This window comes from Loktanella agnita, from assembly GCF_046640325.1.
Lineage (GTDB): Bacteria > Pseudomonadota > Alphaproteobacteria > Rhodobacterales > Rhodobacteraceae > Yoonia > Yoonia agnita.
On the sequence record NZ_JBJMBF010000008.1, the window covers coordinates 1 to 15,539 of the forward strand.

16 protein-coding genes are annotated in these 15,539 nt (G+C 59.8%); 13 read left to right on the plus strand and 3 right to left on the minus strand.

Annotated elements, in window-relative coordinates; all coding sequences use genetic code 11:
- Positions 1-298 precede the first annotated feature (298 nt).
- Together ACJ5NV_RS10395 and ACJ5NV_RS10400 are read right to left on the minus strand one after the other, a co-directional pair.
- Positions 299-889 (minus strand): transglycosylase SLT domain-containing protein, encoded by a 591-nt coding sequence (locus ACJ5NV_RS10395; protein ID WP_411643614.1) that lies wholly within the window; start codon positions 887-889, stop codon positions 299-301.
- A gap of 75 nt (positions 890-964) precedes the next feature.
- Positions 965-1,846 (minus strand): AEC family transporter, encoded by an 882-nt coding sequence (locus ACJ5NV_RS10400; protein WP_411643615.1) that lies wholly within the window; start codon positions 1,844-1,846, stop codon positions 965-967.
- Positions 1,847-1,926: 80 nt separating this feature from the next.
- Here ACJ5NV_RS10400 and hspQ point away from each other — a divergent pair, with 80 nt between their 5' ends.
- The 3 genes from hspQ (at position 1,927) to ACJ5NV_RS10415 (ending at position 4,476) form a co-directional block, all read left to right on the plus strand.
- Positions 1,927-2,253, plus strand: a complete 327-nt coding sequence (gene hspQ, locus ACJ5NV_RS10405; RefSeq protein ID WP_411643616.1) for a heat shock protein HspQ — start codon at positions 1,927-1,929, stop codon at positions 2,251-2,253.
- Between the two features lie 239 nt (positions 2,254-2,492).
- Positions 2,493-3,263, plus strand: a complete 771-nt coding sequence (yaaA, locus tag ACJ5NV_RS10410; protein WP_411643617.1) for a peroxide stress protein YaaA — start codon at positions 2,493-2,495, stop codon at positions 3,261-3,263.
- 100 nt (positions 3,264-3,363) lie between these two features.
- Complete coding sequence (locus ACJ5NV_RS10415) at positions 3,364-4,476, plus strand: sensor histidine kinase (RefSeq protein WP_411643618.1); 1,113 nt, start codon at positions 3,364-3,366, stop codon at positions 4,474-4,476.
- A 44-nt stretch (positions 4,477-4,520) separates the two neighbouring features.
- Here the strand turns inward: ACJ5NV_RS10415 and ACJ5NV_RS10420 are convergent, their stop codons facing one another.
- Positions 4,521-5,696 (minus strand): acetyl-CoA C-acyltransferase family protein, encoded by a 1,176-nt coding sequence (locus tag ACJ5NV_RS10420; RefSeq protein ID WP_411643619.1) that lies wholly within the window; start codon positions 5,694-5,696, stop codon positions 4,521-4,523.
- Positions 5,697-5,837: 141 nt separating this feature from the next.
- Between ACJ5NV_RS10420 and ACJ5NV_RS10425 the strand changes: the two genes are divergently transcribed.
- The 10 genes from ACJ5NV_RS10425 to ACJ5NV_RS10470 all read left to right on the plus strand — a co-directional run bounded on the left by ACJ5NV_RS10425 (position 5,838) and on the right by ACJ5NV_RS10470 (position 15,468).
- The gene (locus tag ACJ5NV_RS10425; RefSeq protein WP_411643620.1) at positions 5,838-6,026 is read left to right on the plus strand and encodes a hypothetical protein; all 189 of its coding nucleotides are present in this window, start codon (positions 5,838-5,840) and stop codon (positions 6,024-6,026) included.
- A 3-nt stretch (positions 6,027-6,029) separates the two neighbouring features.
- Entirely contained in the window at positions 6,030-6,401 is a 372-nt protein-coding gene (locus ACJ5NV_RS10430) for a VOC family protein (RefSeq protein WP_411643621.1), read from the plus strand.
- Positions 6,402-6,492: 91 nt separating this feature from the next.
- Positions 6,493-7,026 (plus strand): VOC family protein, encoded by a 534-nt coding sequence (locus tag ACJ5NV_RS10435; protein ID WP_411643622.1) that lies wholly within the window; start codon positions 6,493-6,495, stop codon positions 7,024-7,026.
- A 62-nt stretch (positions 7,027-7,088) separates the two neighbouring features.
- The gene (locus ACJ5NV_RS10440) at positions 7,089-7,745 is read left to right on the plus strand and encodes an ABC transporter ATP-binding protein (protein ID WP_411643623.1); all 657 of its coding nucleotides are present in this window, start codon (positions 7,089-7,091) and stop codon (positions 7,743-7,745) included.
- A complete protein-coding gene (locus tag ACJ5NV_RS10445) occupies positions 7,742-10,120 on the plus strand; it encodes an ABC transporter permease (protein ID WP_411643624.1) in 2,379 nt (792 codons plus the stop codon). The genes ACJ5NV_RS10440 and ACJ5NV_RS10445 overlap by 4 nt, the downstream gene beginning before the upstream one ends.
- A complete protein-coding gene (locus tag ACJ5NV_RS10450) occupies positions 10,110-11,162 on the plus strand; it encodes a lipocalin-like domain-containing protein (protein WP_411643625.1) in 1,053 nt (350 codons plus the stop codon). Before ACJ5NV_RS10445 ends, ACJ5NV_RS10450 begins: the two co-directional genes overlap by 11 nt.
- The gene (locus ACJ5NV_RS10455; protein ID WP_411643626.1) at positions 11,155-11,712 is read left to right on the plus strand and encodes a pyridoxamine 5'-phosphate oxidase family protein; all 558 of its coding nucleotides are present in this window, start codon (positions 11,155-11,157) and stop codon (positions 11,710-11,712) included. The genes ACJ5NV_RS10450 and ACJ5NV_RS10455 overlap by 8 nt, the downstream gene beginning before the upstream one ends.
- A 25-nt stretch (positions 11,713-11,737) precedes the next feature.
- The gene (selD, locus tag ACJ5NV_RS10460) at positions 11,738-13,834 is read left to right on the plus strand and encodes a selenide, water dikinase SelD (protein WP_411643627.1); all 2,097 of its coding nucleotides are present in this window, start codon (positions 11,738-11,740) and stop codon (positions 13,832-13,834) included.
- A gap of 598 nt (positions 13,835-14,432) precedes the next feature.
- Complete coding sequence (locus tag ACJ5NV_RS10465) at positions 14,433-15,290, plus strand: hypothetical protein (RefSeq protein ID WP_411643628.1); 858 nt, start codon at positions 14,433-14,435, stop codon at positions 15,288-15,290.
- Complete coding sequence (locus ACJ5NV_RS10470; protein ID WP_411643629.1) at positions 15,262-15,468, plus strand: hypothetical protein; 207 nt, start codon at positions 15,262-15,264, stop codon at positions 15,466-15,468. Before ACJ5NV_RS10465 ends, ACJ5NV_RS10470 begins: the two co-directional genes overlap by 29 nt.
- The last annotated feature ends 71 nt before the right edge of the window (positions 15,469-15,539 follow it).

A 15,539-nucleotide genomic window follows, 5' to 3' on the forward strand; every position in this document is an offset into this window, starting at 1 on the left:
CCTTTTCTCAGACGAAGAGTGCTACAACTACTTCAAGGCCGCAGGATATGAGGGCCATTGAGTGCAACATGCTCTAGTAGTGATGTTACGGCCAAGCAGGTCCGAAAAACCTGAAGGCTCGTGCATGCCCCCACCGTGCGCCGCCTTAACCGGGGCCCACCTGTAGGACAGGTCCGACGCAAGTCCGACGTTTGTCTGATCACGCAGTGCCAGCAAAAACAGGGGCATTAACCCGCAAATCGTCGAAAGCCGGGCCGGCCATCGCGCGGTGGGTCGCGCAACGGCCTGTGCCGGTCATTCAGATTTTCCCGCAACCCCGAAGCTGGGTGTCGTAAAGGACCGCCCGCGCCTCGACCTCACCCGCGATGCGGACCAGCCAGCTTTTTGATCGCCATGTGCCGCGCTGATACCCTGTTCGCCCGTCATGATAGGCAAGATATTGGTTGCGCGTGTCATGGATCGGCACGCCGGTTTCTTCAACCGTCTGGGCCATATACCAGCCCATGAAATCAGTGGCGGCGAAGATATCCTCGCGGCGAGCACGGCTGCCAGCCACTTCTTCTTGATACTCTTTCCAGGTGCCGTCCAACGCTTGGCTATAGCCCACAGCTGATGATTGACGGCCGACGGGGATCACCCCCAGCGCATATTGATGCGGCGGGCGGTTATCGCCGATAAATTTACTTTCCTGATAGATAATCGCCATCAAGGACGGCACCGGCACACCATACCTGCGCTCGACCTGCTGGAAAGCTCTCAGGTACTCGGGACGCTCTGACACGATGCTACAAGCGTTATCAAGCTCCCGTGGTGCGGAAAACTCACCAGAGCCCCCACCACAGCTGCCCATCAAAAGCACCAGTGCCATCGCGCGAAAGAAACTGCTCATCTGCCTCTCGCTATGTTTGTTTTTTTTCAACAATAGCGGATCAAATGCGGACTGTGAACGCAAAATGCGGGTGTTTCAGATCACAAATGCCAAAATCAGGGGCAATGTGGCGACGGATAGCAGGGTCGAAACCACGACAAGTCCCGCCACGGGCTGCGCGTCGGCCCCGTATTTTTCCGCCAGCAGATAGGATGTGACCGCGACCGGCGTGGCCAGTTGTACGATCAGCACTGCCGTGGCGACCGGTCCAAGACCGAAGACCAGCGCAGCCCCCCAGCCAGCGCCCACGCAGACCGCGACCTTGATGAGCGACAGTACCAGCGCTTGTGTCAGCGCCGCCGTTTCCAGCCGGGCAACGGCTACGCCTAATGTGATCAGCATCATGGGAATCGCCATTTGGCCAATCAATGTGAGCGTATTTGTCAGAAAATCTGGCGTTTCCCAGCCCTGCCACAGGAACACTGCGCCCAGTAAAGTGGCCGCCACCAATGGTTCCTGCGCAACACGTTTCAGCGAACCGCTGCCCGCGACCATCCAGATGCCAATGGTAAAAGACAGGATCGCCATCACGGCAAAGACCACCACCGCATAGCCCAAGCCGGTCTGGCCGAAGGCGAACAGGGCCAGCGGCAGGCCAAGATTGCCGGTATTGCCGAAAATTAGCGGGGCGAGATAGGTGCGCGTCTCCAACTCGCCCAGTTTCACCACGACAAAACTGACTATCATCACAAGGGCATAGGCTACGAATGCGGCCAGCGACAGATCGGCCAGCGCGGCCGGGTCAATCTTGGTCTCCATCAGCGCGGTGAAGATCAGGCAGGGCACGGCGAGCGTCATCGCCATGCGGGTGACGAACTGGACTCGATACTCGAACCCCAGTTTGACCCACACAAAGCCAACCGCTGCCAACAAGAAGACCGGCGCGGTGATGTTCAGTACTGTCAGGATGATGCTCACAAACTGTTTCCCTTAAAATAACGCTCAAACCATAGACTCTGCGGTTTCCACGGGCATATATGGAGTAAGGGGCAATGGAAATGTTTCAGAAAAACGCCAAATATCATCTCGGCCAGATCGTGCGCCATCGCAAGCATCCCTTTCGGGGGGTGGTTTTTGACGTGGACGCGATGTTTTCGAACACTGACGCATGGTACAACGCCATCCCCGAAGACAGCCGTCCGAAGAAGGACCAGCCATTCTATCATCTGCTGGCTGAAAACGATCAGAGCTTCTATGTGGCTTATGTGTCTGAACAGAACCTTGTCGCGGATAATACCGGCGAACCGGTGGATCATCCTGATCTGGATGAATTGTTCGGCCCGTTTGAGGACGGCCAGTATCCCCTGCAGGTGCAGTTGAACTAACCAGATATGATTGCGTGGCGATCGGCAATTCCTGATACAGGATTTGCTTGCAGAGTTTCTCTGAAACTCTGTTTTCGGTCCTCACGAGCCAGCCAACTGCGTTCTTTCTCTATCTTAATCCCGCATAAGTCACTGCTTTTAGCCATTCATAGGTAAAGTCGGCCAACAGGCCAGCGGGCTGGTCATCCGGTGTGACCGTGATACATCCCTGCCAAGGATCACCAAAGGAAAGCCACCAGATGCTCGTCGTCGTTTCCCCCGCCAAATCGCTGGACATGAACCCCGTTGATGTCGTTGCCACAGAGCCCGCGTTTCAGGCCGATGCGGTGCGGCTGGCGAAAACCGCGCGAAACCTGACGCTGAGCCAGCTGAAAGAGCTGATGGGTATTTCCGACGATCTCGCCCGGTTGAACCGCGACCGGTTCAAGGCCTTCGCCGCCGAACCTGCCCCTGAAGCGACCAAACCAGCCGCACTGGCCTTTAACGGCGACACCTATCAGGGGCTGGAGGCAAAGACGCTCTCCGATGATGACCTAGCCTGGGCGCAAGATCATCTGCGGCTGCTTTCGGGTCTTTATGGCTTGCTGCGCCCGCTCGACGCGATTCAGCCTTACCGGCTGGAAATGGGCAGTCGCCTGAAAACCCGCCGGGGTGGGTCGCTCTATGAATATTGGGGCGATACAATTGCCAAATCGCTGAACGCGCAGGCCGCCGCCGTGAACACCGACACATTGATCAACTGCGCTAGTCAGGAATATTTCACCGCCGCCGACCGGGCCGCGCTGAAACTGCGGGTTATTACCCCAACCTTTATGGAGCTGAAGGATGAGCGCCCCCGGATCGTTAGCTTTTTCGCCAAGCGTGCGCGGGGCGCCATGGCCCGGCACATCATCGAAAATCGTCTGACCGATCCTGACGATATCAAAGGCTTTGCGAGCGGCGGTTATTGCTTCGATCCGGACCTGTCCGAGGGCGATAAATGGGTGTTTTTGCGAGATTATCCTACGTAATGAGCCCAAATAGGGTGCAGGGAACGAAAGGGCACTAGACCGCATTCACGCGCATCGGTAAGAAATACCGTCGCCCAAATACCTGACGGAGCACGTAGCGATGGCTTTGGCCCGCAAACCCGAAAACGACGATACACGCATGGCCATACTGCAGGGCTATGATGTGCTTGATAGCGAAGCAGAGTCCGAATTCGATGATATCGTCGCGCTGGCCTCTGAAATCTGCAACGCGCCGATTTCCATCATCAGTCTGATCGACCATGATCGGCAGTGGTTCAAGGCGAAAACCGGGCTTGCCGACGGTGAAACACCGCTGGAAGAGTCGATTTGCGCCCATGGGATCCTCGAAGAGGGGATCTTTGAAATCCACGACACGCATGAGGACCCCCGTACAGCCGACAACCCGCTGGTGATGCGCGATCCTAATTTCCGTTTCTACGCCGGTGCGCAGCTTATCGCCGCGGGCGATCAACCGATTGGGATGCTCTGCGTCATTGATTCCAAGCCGCGCATGCTGACAGATTTCCAACGCAAAGCATTGCGGGTGTTGTCACAGCAGGTCGTCACACAGTTGGAGCTGCGCAAGCGGCTACGTGCGGAACACACCCTGCGTGCCGAGATGGACCACCGGGTCAAAAACTCGCTGCAAACCCTTTCGTCGATGGTCCGCATGGCGGGCAGTTCGGTGAAAGATGAAAAGGCGCTTGATGCGCTGAAACTGATCAACCGCCACATCGAGTCCGTCAGCGCATTGCACCGCGAATTGATGGTCCAGCAGGGGCGTGATCTGGTCTCTGTCGGGCCCTATCTGAAACGGGTCTGCGAATTGTTGCAGGACGCCGCACCCGGCAATGTGCTTTTGGACACCGAGGTCACCAATGTCGATATCTCGGCGCGGCTGGCCTCTGCGCTGGGCATGGTGGTCTGTGAATTCGTCGCCAATGCGCTGAAACACGGGTTTCCGGATGATGATTTCGCCGGACGCATCATGACCCGATTGGATCAGGATGGTGATATGCTTACCCTGACCTGCACCGACAATGGCGTGGGTGTTTTGGCATCGCGAAAGAACGGTGCTGATGACACCGGGATGGGAAAGATGCTGATGGATGCCGCGACAGAACAGTTGCGCGGGACCATGACGCAGGATTCTTCCCCTGCCGGAACAACACTGCGTGTGACCTTCCCGGCCGCAGCGGCCTATAGCGTTTGAAGTGCCGGTTTTTCACGTAACTTTTCAAGCCGCCGGGGCGGAGGTCAAATCCGCTCAATCGCCAATGCAATTCCCTGACCGCCGCCGATACACATGGTGATCAGGGCGCGGGTGCCGCCGGTCCGTTCCAGTTCATACATCGCCTTAACGGTGATGATCGCGCCGGTCGCGCCCACGGGGTGACCCAGCGCAATCGCGCCGCCATTCGGATTGACCTTGGCCGGATCAAGGCTAAGCTCACGGTTGACCGCAAGCGCCTGCGCGGCAAAGGCCTCGTTCGATTCAATCACGTCAAAGTCATAAACCGTCAGGCCGGTCTTTACCAAAATCGCGCGTACGGCGGGCACCGGGCCGATGCCCATCACTTCTGGGCGGACACCTGCATGGGCATAGCCCAACACCCGGAATTTCGGGGTCAGCCCGGCCGCCGCCGCTGCATCAGCCGTCGCCAGCACCACTGCCGCCGCGCCATCGTTCAATCCCGATGCGTTACCTGCCGTCACGGTCCCGTCTTTCTGGAATACCGGGCGCAACCCCGCCAGCGCCTCTGCCGTGGTCGCTTTGGGATGCTCATCGGTGACAAAATCCACCAAGTCACGCTTGTGTTTCACCTGTACCGGGGCAATCTGGCTGTCGAAATGACCTGCCGCAATCGCCGCCGCCGTACGTTCCTGGCTTTGCAGGGCAAATGCATCCTGTGCTTCGCGGGTGATCTGGTGTTCCTCGGCCACGTTTTCAGCGGTCACGCCCATATGGCCGGTGCCAAATGGACAATTCAGCGCGCCCAGCATCATGTCCTGCGCCTTGATATCACCCATCTTTGCGCCCCAACGCGCATCGGGCAGGATAAACGGTGACCGGCTCATATTTTCGGCACCGCCTGCCAGCCCGAAATCAGCATCGCCCAGCATCAAGGACTGCATCACCGATACGATGGCCTGCACGCCCGACCCGCAAAGCCGGTTCACATTCATCGCCGGGGTCGTTTCAGGCACGCTCGCATTCATGGCCGCCACGCGGGACACATACATGTCCTTGGGTTCAGTATTGATCACATGTCCCATCGCCACATGGCCGATCTGCGCACCCGCGACACCGGCCCGCTCCAATGCAGCCTTAAACGCGACAGTGCCCAGCGCGATGGGCGAGGTCCCGGCCAGTGCGCCGCCGAATGTGCCGATGGCCGTGCGCGCGCCGCCCAAGATTACGATATCTGTCATGAAGGCCTCCATTTTGTTGTTGGAAGACTTATAACGCGGCGGGTCAGGGAAAAACAAAAACGTCACGGAACGCCGTGACTTGAAAGGCTTGGCCCGACTTCCCACATGGTATACTGTTGTATGCAAAATGAAAGGTATTGCATGACCCAAGATGTATTAGAGGGAAAGCTTATCATCGTGGTGGTGGTGATCATCGCCGTCTTCTGGCTGATGGCGCGGATCGGCGGCAGCAAATCATCGCGCAGGAACCGCAATAGCGGAAGCGGCGGCAGCTGGTTTGACGGTGGATTTGGCGACGGTGGTGGTGATGGCGGTGGGGGTGGCGACTAGCCGATGATCACCGGGCTAGACCATATCCAGCTTGCCCACCCCGCCGGGGCAGAGGACCGGATGCGCGGCTTCTATTGCGATCTGCTGGGCATGTCTGAAATCGCCAAACCTGCACCGCTGCAAGGACGTGGCGGGTTCTGGGCCATGGCCGGGCCGCTACAGATACATTTCGGGGTCGATCCGGGTTTCATCCCCGCCCGCAAGGCGCATCCCACCTTCGTGATTGATGATCTCGATGCATTGGCTACACGGCTTGATGCCGCCGGGTATCACGTCACATGGGATGAAAGCCTGCCGGGTGTCCGCCGTTTCTTTACCGTAGACCCCGTCGGGAACCGGATCGAATGTATGGAGGAACACGCGCGCGAGGCCTAAACCGCGCTGAGCAGACCGAGATGAATCTGATGCCAACGCGGGCAATCCCAGCTAAGATCAGGCCAGTGGTTCATAAGTAAAGGGGTAGAGAGTGGAGCAGATAGCGACCGCCGTTCTGGTCATCGTCATAGGTGTCGGTTTGCTGTTGGTCGCGCGCCGTAACCGTAAACGCAGCGGGATGGACTGGGAAACAGAGGCGCTCGCCCGGATGCATCAAAAGGGCAACAAGCCCGATATGGCCTTCAGCGCCGGGCGCGATGCAGCGAATGAGGCAGGGCGCGCCCGCGAATACCACATCCCTATGTTACCCGCGTCAGAGCCTGAAATGCGGACCTTCTACCTCGACCTGCTTGGCATGACCGAAATGCGGGCGCCCAATCACATGTCCGCACAGGATGGGTTCTGGGCCATCATCGGGCGGCGGCGGGTCTATTTCGGGCTGCACCCCGCCTTTGAAACCGACCCGGCCGACATCCTCATGCTGGCCGTTCCCCATTTGGATACGGCCGCCGCGCATCTGAATACAGCCGGTCATGCGGTGGTCTGGGACACGCGCTATGCCTACGCGCGCAGGCTAGGCGTGGTTGATCCAGCGGGCAACACGATCACCCTGATCGGCGGCTGAGTGTCACATGGCATTTCCTTTACGCCCCAGCGTGTTAAATCTGTGCCAGCGAAAGGGACATTATGCTGCTCACTGTCACCGATATCCGCAAAACCTATACAACTGCCGATGGGCCTTTTGCCGTCTTGCAGGGCGTGGATCTGTCGCTTGATGCTGGCGAAACGCTCGCGCTGACCGGTGAAAGCGGCAGCGGCAAAAGCACGCTTTTGCATTTGATCGGCGGGCTGGATGCGCCAGACGCGGGGCAGATCATGCTGAACGGTGTCGACATCGCCGCGCTGGATGATGCAGGTCGCGCGCGTCTGCGGCGGGGCACGGTTGGCGTGGTTTTCCAGCAATTTAATCTGATCCCCAGCTTGAAAGTGGCCGATAACATCGCGTTTCAGGCGCGGCTGGCAGGGCAGCATGATCCGGACTGGGCGGCAACGCTGGCCGACCGCATGGGGCTTGGTCCGCAGTTGGGAAAGTACCCAGAGCAACTGTCAGGCGGGCAACAGCAACGGGTCGCCATCGCGCGTGCGCTCGCCTGCAAACCCCGGCTGGTGCTGGCCGATGAACCGACCGGCAATCTTGACGAAGCGACTGCCGAAACGGTGATGGATCTGATGCTGGAACTGGTCGCCGAAACCGGGGCAGGGCTGCTGATGGTCACCCATTCGCAAGCGCTGGCCGGGCGGATGTCGCGCCGCCTGCATCTGCGCGCCGGGCAGATTGCATGACGCGGGCCACCCTGCACGCGCTTTTGTCGCATTGGTGGCGCAACCCGTTGCAGTTGTTTACGCTTTTGGCGGGTCTGGCACTGGCCACCGCGCTTTGGTCCGGGGTGCAGGCGGTGAACGCCGAGGCGCGGGCAAGCTACGATGCCGCCGCCGCAACGCTAGGCGAGGGCCAGTTTGACCGGCTGGTCGCCCGTGACGGACAACCGATTGATCAGGCTACTTATATCGCATTACGACGCGCCGGTTGGCTGGTCAGCCCGGTGGTGCAAGGGCGGCTGGAAGGCGTGCGGATCATCGGGGTGGAACCGCTGACCGCCCCCGGTGCGCTGGGCGCGGTTGATGTCGCATCCGGAGCGGGGTTAGAGGCATTTTTTAGCGCAACCCTGATCGCGAATGCCGAAACCGCAGCACGGCTTCCGGGGCTGGATATACAGATCACGCCAGACACCGCACCCGGCACGGCCATTGGTGATATTGCCGTCGCCCAACAATTGTTGGGGCGCACAGGTGAGATCGACCATCTGATCATCGCACCCCGCCAGCCTATCGGGCGTCCCGATCTGGCCGATGTCGCGCCGCAGCTCACACGACAGGCGGCGCAGGGCGGGTCGGATATTGGGCGGTTGACGGATAGTTTTCACCTGAACCTGACGGCCTTTGGGCTGCTGTCCTTCGCAGTGGGGATATTTATCGTACATGGCGCGATTGGTCTGGCGTTTGAACAGCGCAGGCCGGTGATCCGCACATTGCGTGCGCTGGGTCTGCCCTTGGGGCGGCTGATGCTGCTGATCGCGGCTGAGCTGCTGATTTTTGCTCTGATCGCGGGGCTGATCGGCGTCGCGCTGGGCTATCTGGTGGCTGCGCTATTACTGCCCGATGTGGCGGCGACCTTGCGCGGGCTTTACGGGGCAGATGTCTCTGGCACGCTACAACTGCGGCCCGTCTGGTGGCTGTCGGGGCTTGGCATCGCACTGGGCGGTACAACATTGGCGGCAAGTGGCGCGCTTTATAAGCTATCACAAATGCCACTTTTGGCCGCTGCGCAGCCACGTGCGCTGGCAATGGCGGCGGGACGGCGGGCCATTTGGCAGGGGGCGGGGGCCGCGTTGTTATTGGGGCTTGCCGCGATCCTTGTTTTTACCGCTGAGGGTTTGATCGGCGGGTTCACCATGCTGGCCGGGCTGCTTTTGGGGGCCGCATTGGCCTTGCCGCTGATCTTGGGACAGATCCTTGCCGGTGCCAGCCGCTTGGCCAAATCTGCCACCGCGCAATGGTTCTGGGCCGACACGCGCCAACAACTACCGGGGCTGTCACTTGCGTTGATGGCGCTGCTTTTGGCCATAGCGGCCAATGTGGGCGTCTCGACCATGGTGTCGAGCTTTCGTTTGACCTTTGTCGATTTCCTCGACCAGCGCCTGTCGTCAGAGCTTTACGTCAGCGTCGAAGGTAACGACCAGCGCGCTGCATTCATCGCCCATGCGACCCCGCGTGTCGAAGCGCTGTTACCGATCCTGTCGGCGGACAGCACGATTGCCGGACAACCGACAGAGCTGTTCGGCGCGCGCGACCACCGGACCTATCGCGACAATTGGGTGTTTTTGCAAAGCACGGCACAGCCCTGGCAGACAACTTTTGACGGGGCGACAATCCTGATCAATGAACAACTGGCACGGCGCGCAGACCTAGGGATCGGTGACAGCGTGCAGGTGCAAGATCGCGCCTTTGCCATCGCGGGGGTCTATGGCGATTACGGCAACCCGATCGGGCAGGCGGTGATTGGCGAAGACATGTTCGGGGCGCTTTACCCAGATATCCGCGCGGATCGTTTTGGCGTGCGGATGGACGCGGGCGCGGTGCCTGATCTGGTCGCCGATCTTGCGGCGGATGTCGGCATTCCCGCCAGCCAGACCGTCAATCAGGCGGGGATAAAGGCGATTTCATTACAGGTTTTTGAACGCACCTTTACCGTGACCACAGCGCTGAACGTGCTGACCCTTGCCGTGGCCGGGTTCGCGATATTGATGAGCCTGCTGACCCTCGCCGCGATGCGCGTGCCGCAACTGGCACCTGCGTGGGCAGTGGGCATGACGCGGGCGCAGCTTGGCCGGTTAGAGCTGTTGCGCGCGGTGCTTTTGGCCACGATCACTGCCATGATCGCGCTGCCTTTGGGGTTGGGGCTGGCGTGGGTGCTGCTCGCCGTGGTCAACGTCGCGGCCTTCGGGTGGGAGCTGCCGATGTTCCTGTTCCCATGGGACTACGCGCGGTTGGGGCTTTTCGCGCTGCTCGCCGCAGCCTTGGCGGCCTTATGGCCCGCAAGGCGGCTGGCGCGGACGCCCCCTGCCGATCTGCTCAAGGTGTTTTCGAATGAACGGTAAAATGACAAACGCCATCGCCGGGTTGGTCTGCCTGCTCTTCCCGATGCCCGTGCTAGCGCAGGGTTTCGCTGGATTGGGCACCTCCGCCGAAGGCTTCGCAACCCCCGAACCTAATCCCAGCTTCAGCTTCCCCGCCGATCACGGGGCGCATTATGACTACCGGGTCGAATGGTGGTATCTGACCGCCAATCTGAACGGGCCCGATGGCACGCCTTACGGTCTGCAATGGACATTGTTTCGCACCGCACTCGCCCCGGAAGAAGGGGCAGGCTGGCAGGCGCCACAGCTATGGATGGGGCACGCCGCCGTCACCACGCCTGATGCGCATTACGTGACCGAACGGCTGGGCCGGGGCGGGATCGGTCAGGCCGGCGTAGCGGCTGATCCGTTCGAAGCTTGGATTGACGATTGGCATCTCTCAGGCGATTGGCAGGACATGGTGATGACCGCCAGCGGGCCCGATTTCAGCTATGATATGGCGCTGTCGGCGCAGGGTCCGCTGATTTTTCACGGAGAGGGGGGATATTCAGTCAAGTCTTCGGATGGGCAAGCATCTTACTACTATTCACAACCCAATTTTAGCATTCTCGGTACACTGCATCTCCCCACAGGTGATATTCCCGTATCCGGTAACGCATGGTTCGACCGTGAATGGTCGTCGCAATTGTTGTCTGACAACCAGATCGGCTGGGATTGGTTTTCACTCTCTTTCGATGATGGGGCCAAGCTGATGGGCTTTCGGCTGCAACAGCCTGATGAAAGCAATTACACCTCGGCCACATGGATCAATGCTGACGGGCAGGCGCAGGCCTATCCCGATGGCGCGTTCCAAGCCACGCCGCTTGCGACACATAAAACTGCAGGGCGTGATGTGCCGGTGCACTGGCAGGTCACATTGCCCGATCAAGGCGTTGACGTGACCGTATCCGCACTGAACCCCGATGCGTGGATGGCCACCGCGATCCCCTATTGGGAAGGGCCAGTGCAGGTCACGGGCAGCCATCAAGGCAGGGGCTATCTGGAAATGACGGGCTATGAGTGAATGGTATGAAACACTGACAGGCCTGCACGGGCGGGTCTGGGATACGCTGGCGCGCGGCGTCGCCGATGCGCGCCACCCCGCGCGGCTGCCCACGTTGGCCACACTCTCCCCCGATGGCTGGCCCGAAGCGCGCACGTTGGTCTTGCGCGCCGCCGATGCTGCTGCGCATAGCGTGACGCTGCACACCGATCTGTATTCCGACAAGATCACCAGCCTGCGTTACAGCCCGCGCGCCGCATTGCATATCTGGGATGCCGATCAGGCCCTGCAAGTCCGGTTGCAAGCCACTGTCACAATCGAAAGCGGCAACGCCACCCGCGCGCTGTGGGATCGGGTGCCTGATCATGCGCAGCAAAGCTATGGGGTGACCCCGCCACCGGGCACGCCGATCCCCACCGCGCTGGATTATGTCAAATCACCAGACCCGGACAGCTTTGCCGTACTGGAGTGCGCCATCACCCATGTGGATGCGGTGCATCTGGGCACCCAACACCGGCGGGCAGCGTTTTCACGGGGGAGTGACTGGGTCGGGCAATGGCTTTCACCGTGACCCTTGCTGCGCTAAAGCGGGCGGCATGACGAACTTTCTCCTGACACGTGATCTTGTCCTGATTGGCGGCGGCCATACCCACGTGCTTGTGCTGCGAAAATGGGGGATGACTCCGTTGCCCGGTGTGCGGCTGACGCTGATTAACCCCGGCCCCACAGCCCCCTATTCAGGCATGCTGCCCGGCTTTGTCGCCGGGCATTACACGCGGGATGAACTGGATATCGACCTTGTCAAACTGGCGCGGTTTGCCGGGGCGAGGCTGATCAACGGGGCGGCGGCGGCGATTGACCGACAGGCGCGACAGGTCGCCGTGCCGGGCTATCCGCCGATCGGCTATGATACGCTGGCAATTGACGTGGGCATCACCTCGGCCATGCCAGAGCTGCCGGGGTTCAGCGACTATGCGGTGCCTGCCAAACCATTGGGGGCGTTTGCCAGCAAATGGGCCGCGTTTCGACAAAAGACGAATGACCCACAGATCGCCATCATCGGCGGCGGGGTTGCAGGGGCAGAGCTTGCCATGGCGATGGCCCATGCGCTGCGCGACAAGAACCCAACGGTGCAACTAATCGACCGGGGCAAGGTGCTGAGCGCACTTGGCGATACCGCGCGACAGACAATGCTGAGCGCGTTGCAGGACGCGCAGATTACGCTGATCGAAGACTCACAGGTCACCGAAATCACCGACCAAGCGCTGGTGCTAGACAATGGGCGCAGCATCCGCAGTGATTTTACCACGGGTGCGGCAGGGGCCAAGCCGCATGATTGGATCGCTGCAACAGGGCTTGATCTGCATGATGGTTTCATCAGCGTCGATGCCACCTTGCAATCCAGCGATCCGCATATCTTTGCGGTCGGCGATTGCGCGCATCTTAGCGCTAGCCCGCGTCCCAAGGCCGGGGTCTTTGCGGTGCGCGAGGCGCCTGTGCTGTTCGACAATCTGCGCGCCGCACTCTCTGGCGGCGACCTGCGTCCGTACAAGCCACAGCGCGATTACCTCAAACTTGTGTCGCTCGGTGAAAAATCCGCCTTGGCTGAACGGTTCGGCACGGCGCACAAGGGGCCGCTGCTCTGGCGGCTGAAGGATTATATCGACCGTAAATTCATGCGGCAATTTGATGATCTACCGACGATGGCCGCGCCCGCATTGCCGCGCACCCATGCGCTTGGTATGGCAGAGGCGCTGGGCGATAAACCCATGTGCGGCGGCTGCGGTGCGAAACTGGGACGGGCCGCGCTGCAATCTGTGCTCGGCAGCGCTTTCGGCGACGACGCGGCAGAGGTGCAGCCGGGTCAAGTCATGACGACAGACCACCTGCGCGCGATGGTGGCCGATCCGGTGATGATGACACGCATCGCCGCCACCCACGCGCTGGGCGACATCTGGGCCATGGGGGCCAAACCGCAGGCCGCCACAGCACATCTGATCCTGCCGCGCATGTCCGCCACCCTGCAAGAACGGACCTTGGCAGAGATCATGGCAGCCGCAGAGGACGTCTTGGGCGAAGCAGGCGCGAAAATCATCGGTGGGCACAGCTCGCTGGGGGATGAACTGACCATCGGCTTCACCATTGCCGGGCTGACCGACGACCCGATCACGCTATCCGGTGCGCAACCCGGTGACGCGCTGATCCTGACAAAACCCATCGGCAGCGGCACGATCATGGCGGCCGAAATGGCCGGGCAAGCGCGCGGCGCCGATGTGATCGCCTGCCTTGATCTGATGACACAAAGTCAGGCAGCAGCGTCAGACATCCTGCGCGGGGCCAATGCGATGACCGATATCACCGGCTTTGGGCTCGCCGGACATCTGCGGGGGATCTGCGACGCATCCGGCGTAGGGGCCGCGTTGGATATGAATGCAATCCCGCTGATGCCGGGGGCGGCAAAGCTGGCGGGGCAGGGGATACGTTCATCCCTCTTCGCTGATAACCAGCAAGGGGCAGGTGCTATTACTGGTAACCCGCATGATTTACTATTTGATCCGCAGACTGCGGGGGGGGTGCTTGCTGCGATGGCGCCATCCCGTGCCAATGAAGCGGTGCAGGCGTTAAATCAGGCGGGATACGGGGCCGCAGTGATCGGGAATATCACTGATGGTTCAGAGCTTTACGCGCACTGAAGTGGACAAACCCATCGGTATTTCACGACAGAACAAGTAGCCTGCTCGCGCAGTTGGGGGCTAAAAATTGTCGTCGGATGAATGTCCGAAAACGATCGGACCCCTTTGTCAGATATCGGGCTCCGCTGTCCCTTCGGGACAGCTATGCGTCGCCATTTTCACATCAGAGCCGTCACAAGCTGTGCGGCATTCAGCATGTTTACGGATGTTGAGATCAACCTTTGTATAGCAAAAAAGTCGCTGATTTTCTGGCGGGGCTAGCCTATTTTTTGCTTCAATTTAAGACACAGTAATTCAATTTTGCGGATATGGTTGCTGATTGTGGGGTGCACCCACAACTTGTGATTTAAGCGCACCATCCGTTTGATATTTAACGTTAAAATTCATTGACAGGACGGTGTCTGACTTCTTATCGAATACGCGGTTTAATGCATTGTGAATTCAATTCGGCCGCATCATGCAGGACAGTATTGGTCATGCACCGCTATTTGCGGGCGCCAATTTAGATTGGTCATCAAGACAATTTTGTCGGGGACATATCCCGCATCGGGCGCCGTGCTGGTTGCATAGCGTATCAGACTACTTGAAAGAGATACCCATGAAGAATTCAGCGTCGACCGGGCCTGCGTCCTGCGGCCAAGGAGCGTTCTATCTGCATCCAGTAATGACGAAAAAAATTGGCAAACGCGCGCTGCTCTGCGCGACGGCGCTTGTCAGTGTCGCCGGCGCAGGTTGGGCAGATGAGGTGATTGATGGCGGGGCGGTCGAAATCGTCGACGGCGCGGGCACTGTTGCCGGTGGCACCAAAGACAGCCCTTGGACCATTACTGAACTTCTTGATGTCGGCTATACTGGCGTAGGTGAGCTGATCGTCAGAAACGGCGGCAGCGTAAGCAATAGGAAAGGCTATATCGGGACGTTCTTTGGCTCTGACGGCAAAGTCACGGTCACGGGAGAAGGATCAAGCTGGGCGAATAGCGGCGGCCTCTTTGTCGGCAATATGGGCATGGGCACGTTGACCGTCGCGGCGGGCGGCAGTGTAAGTAATACAGACGGCTATATCGGGCGCGACGCAGGTTCCGAAGGTAAGGTCACGGTCACAGGGGCGGGATCAAGCTGGGAGACTAGCGAAACACTTTTTGTCGGCATGGATGGCACCGGGGCGTTGACCATCGCGGATGGCGCAACCGTTACTGTGGGCGGCGGTGTCAACCTCGCGACGCAATTGTCTGCGGCGGGCACCTTGAACATTGGCCCCGCAGCGGGCGACAATGCTGCTGCCGCTGGCACGCTGGCTGCGGCAAACGTCGGGTTTGGCGCTGGCGCTGGCGAAATCGTCTTTAATCACACCGATACAGGCTACGCCTTTGATCCGACGATTTCTGGGAACCGGTCGGTGTCGGTCCTTGCCGGGACGACGGTTTTGAATGGTACGCATAGCTATTCCGGCGGCTGACGGCGGCGCCAGCTTTCATATTCAGGGTGCCCCGATCGCCGCCGACGCGGCCGTGATCACCGCAGGGATTGATTTTGATCTGGGCCGCAGCACAAGCGTCGGTTTCGGCTATGCCGGGCAGTTGGGCGAAGACCCCCAAAGCCACAGTCTGGAGGCGAGCCTGACGAAGTCGTTCTAGGCCCTTGAGCGTGCGTGGCTTGCGGTGGCGGGAAATAAGCGTCCTCACTGTTGATCCAAAGCGTTCTCTCC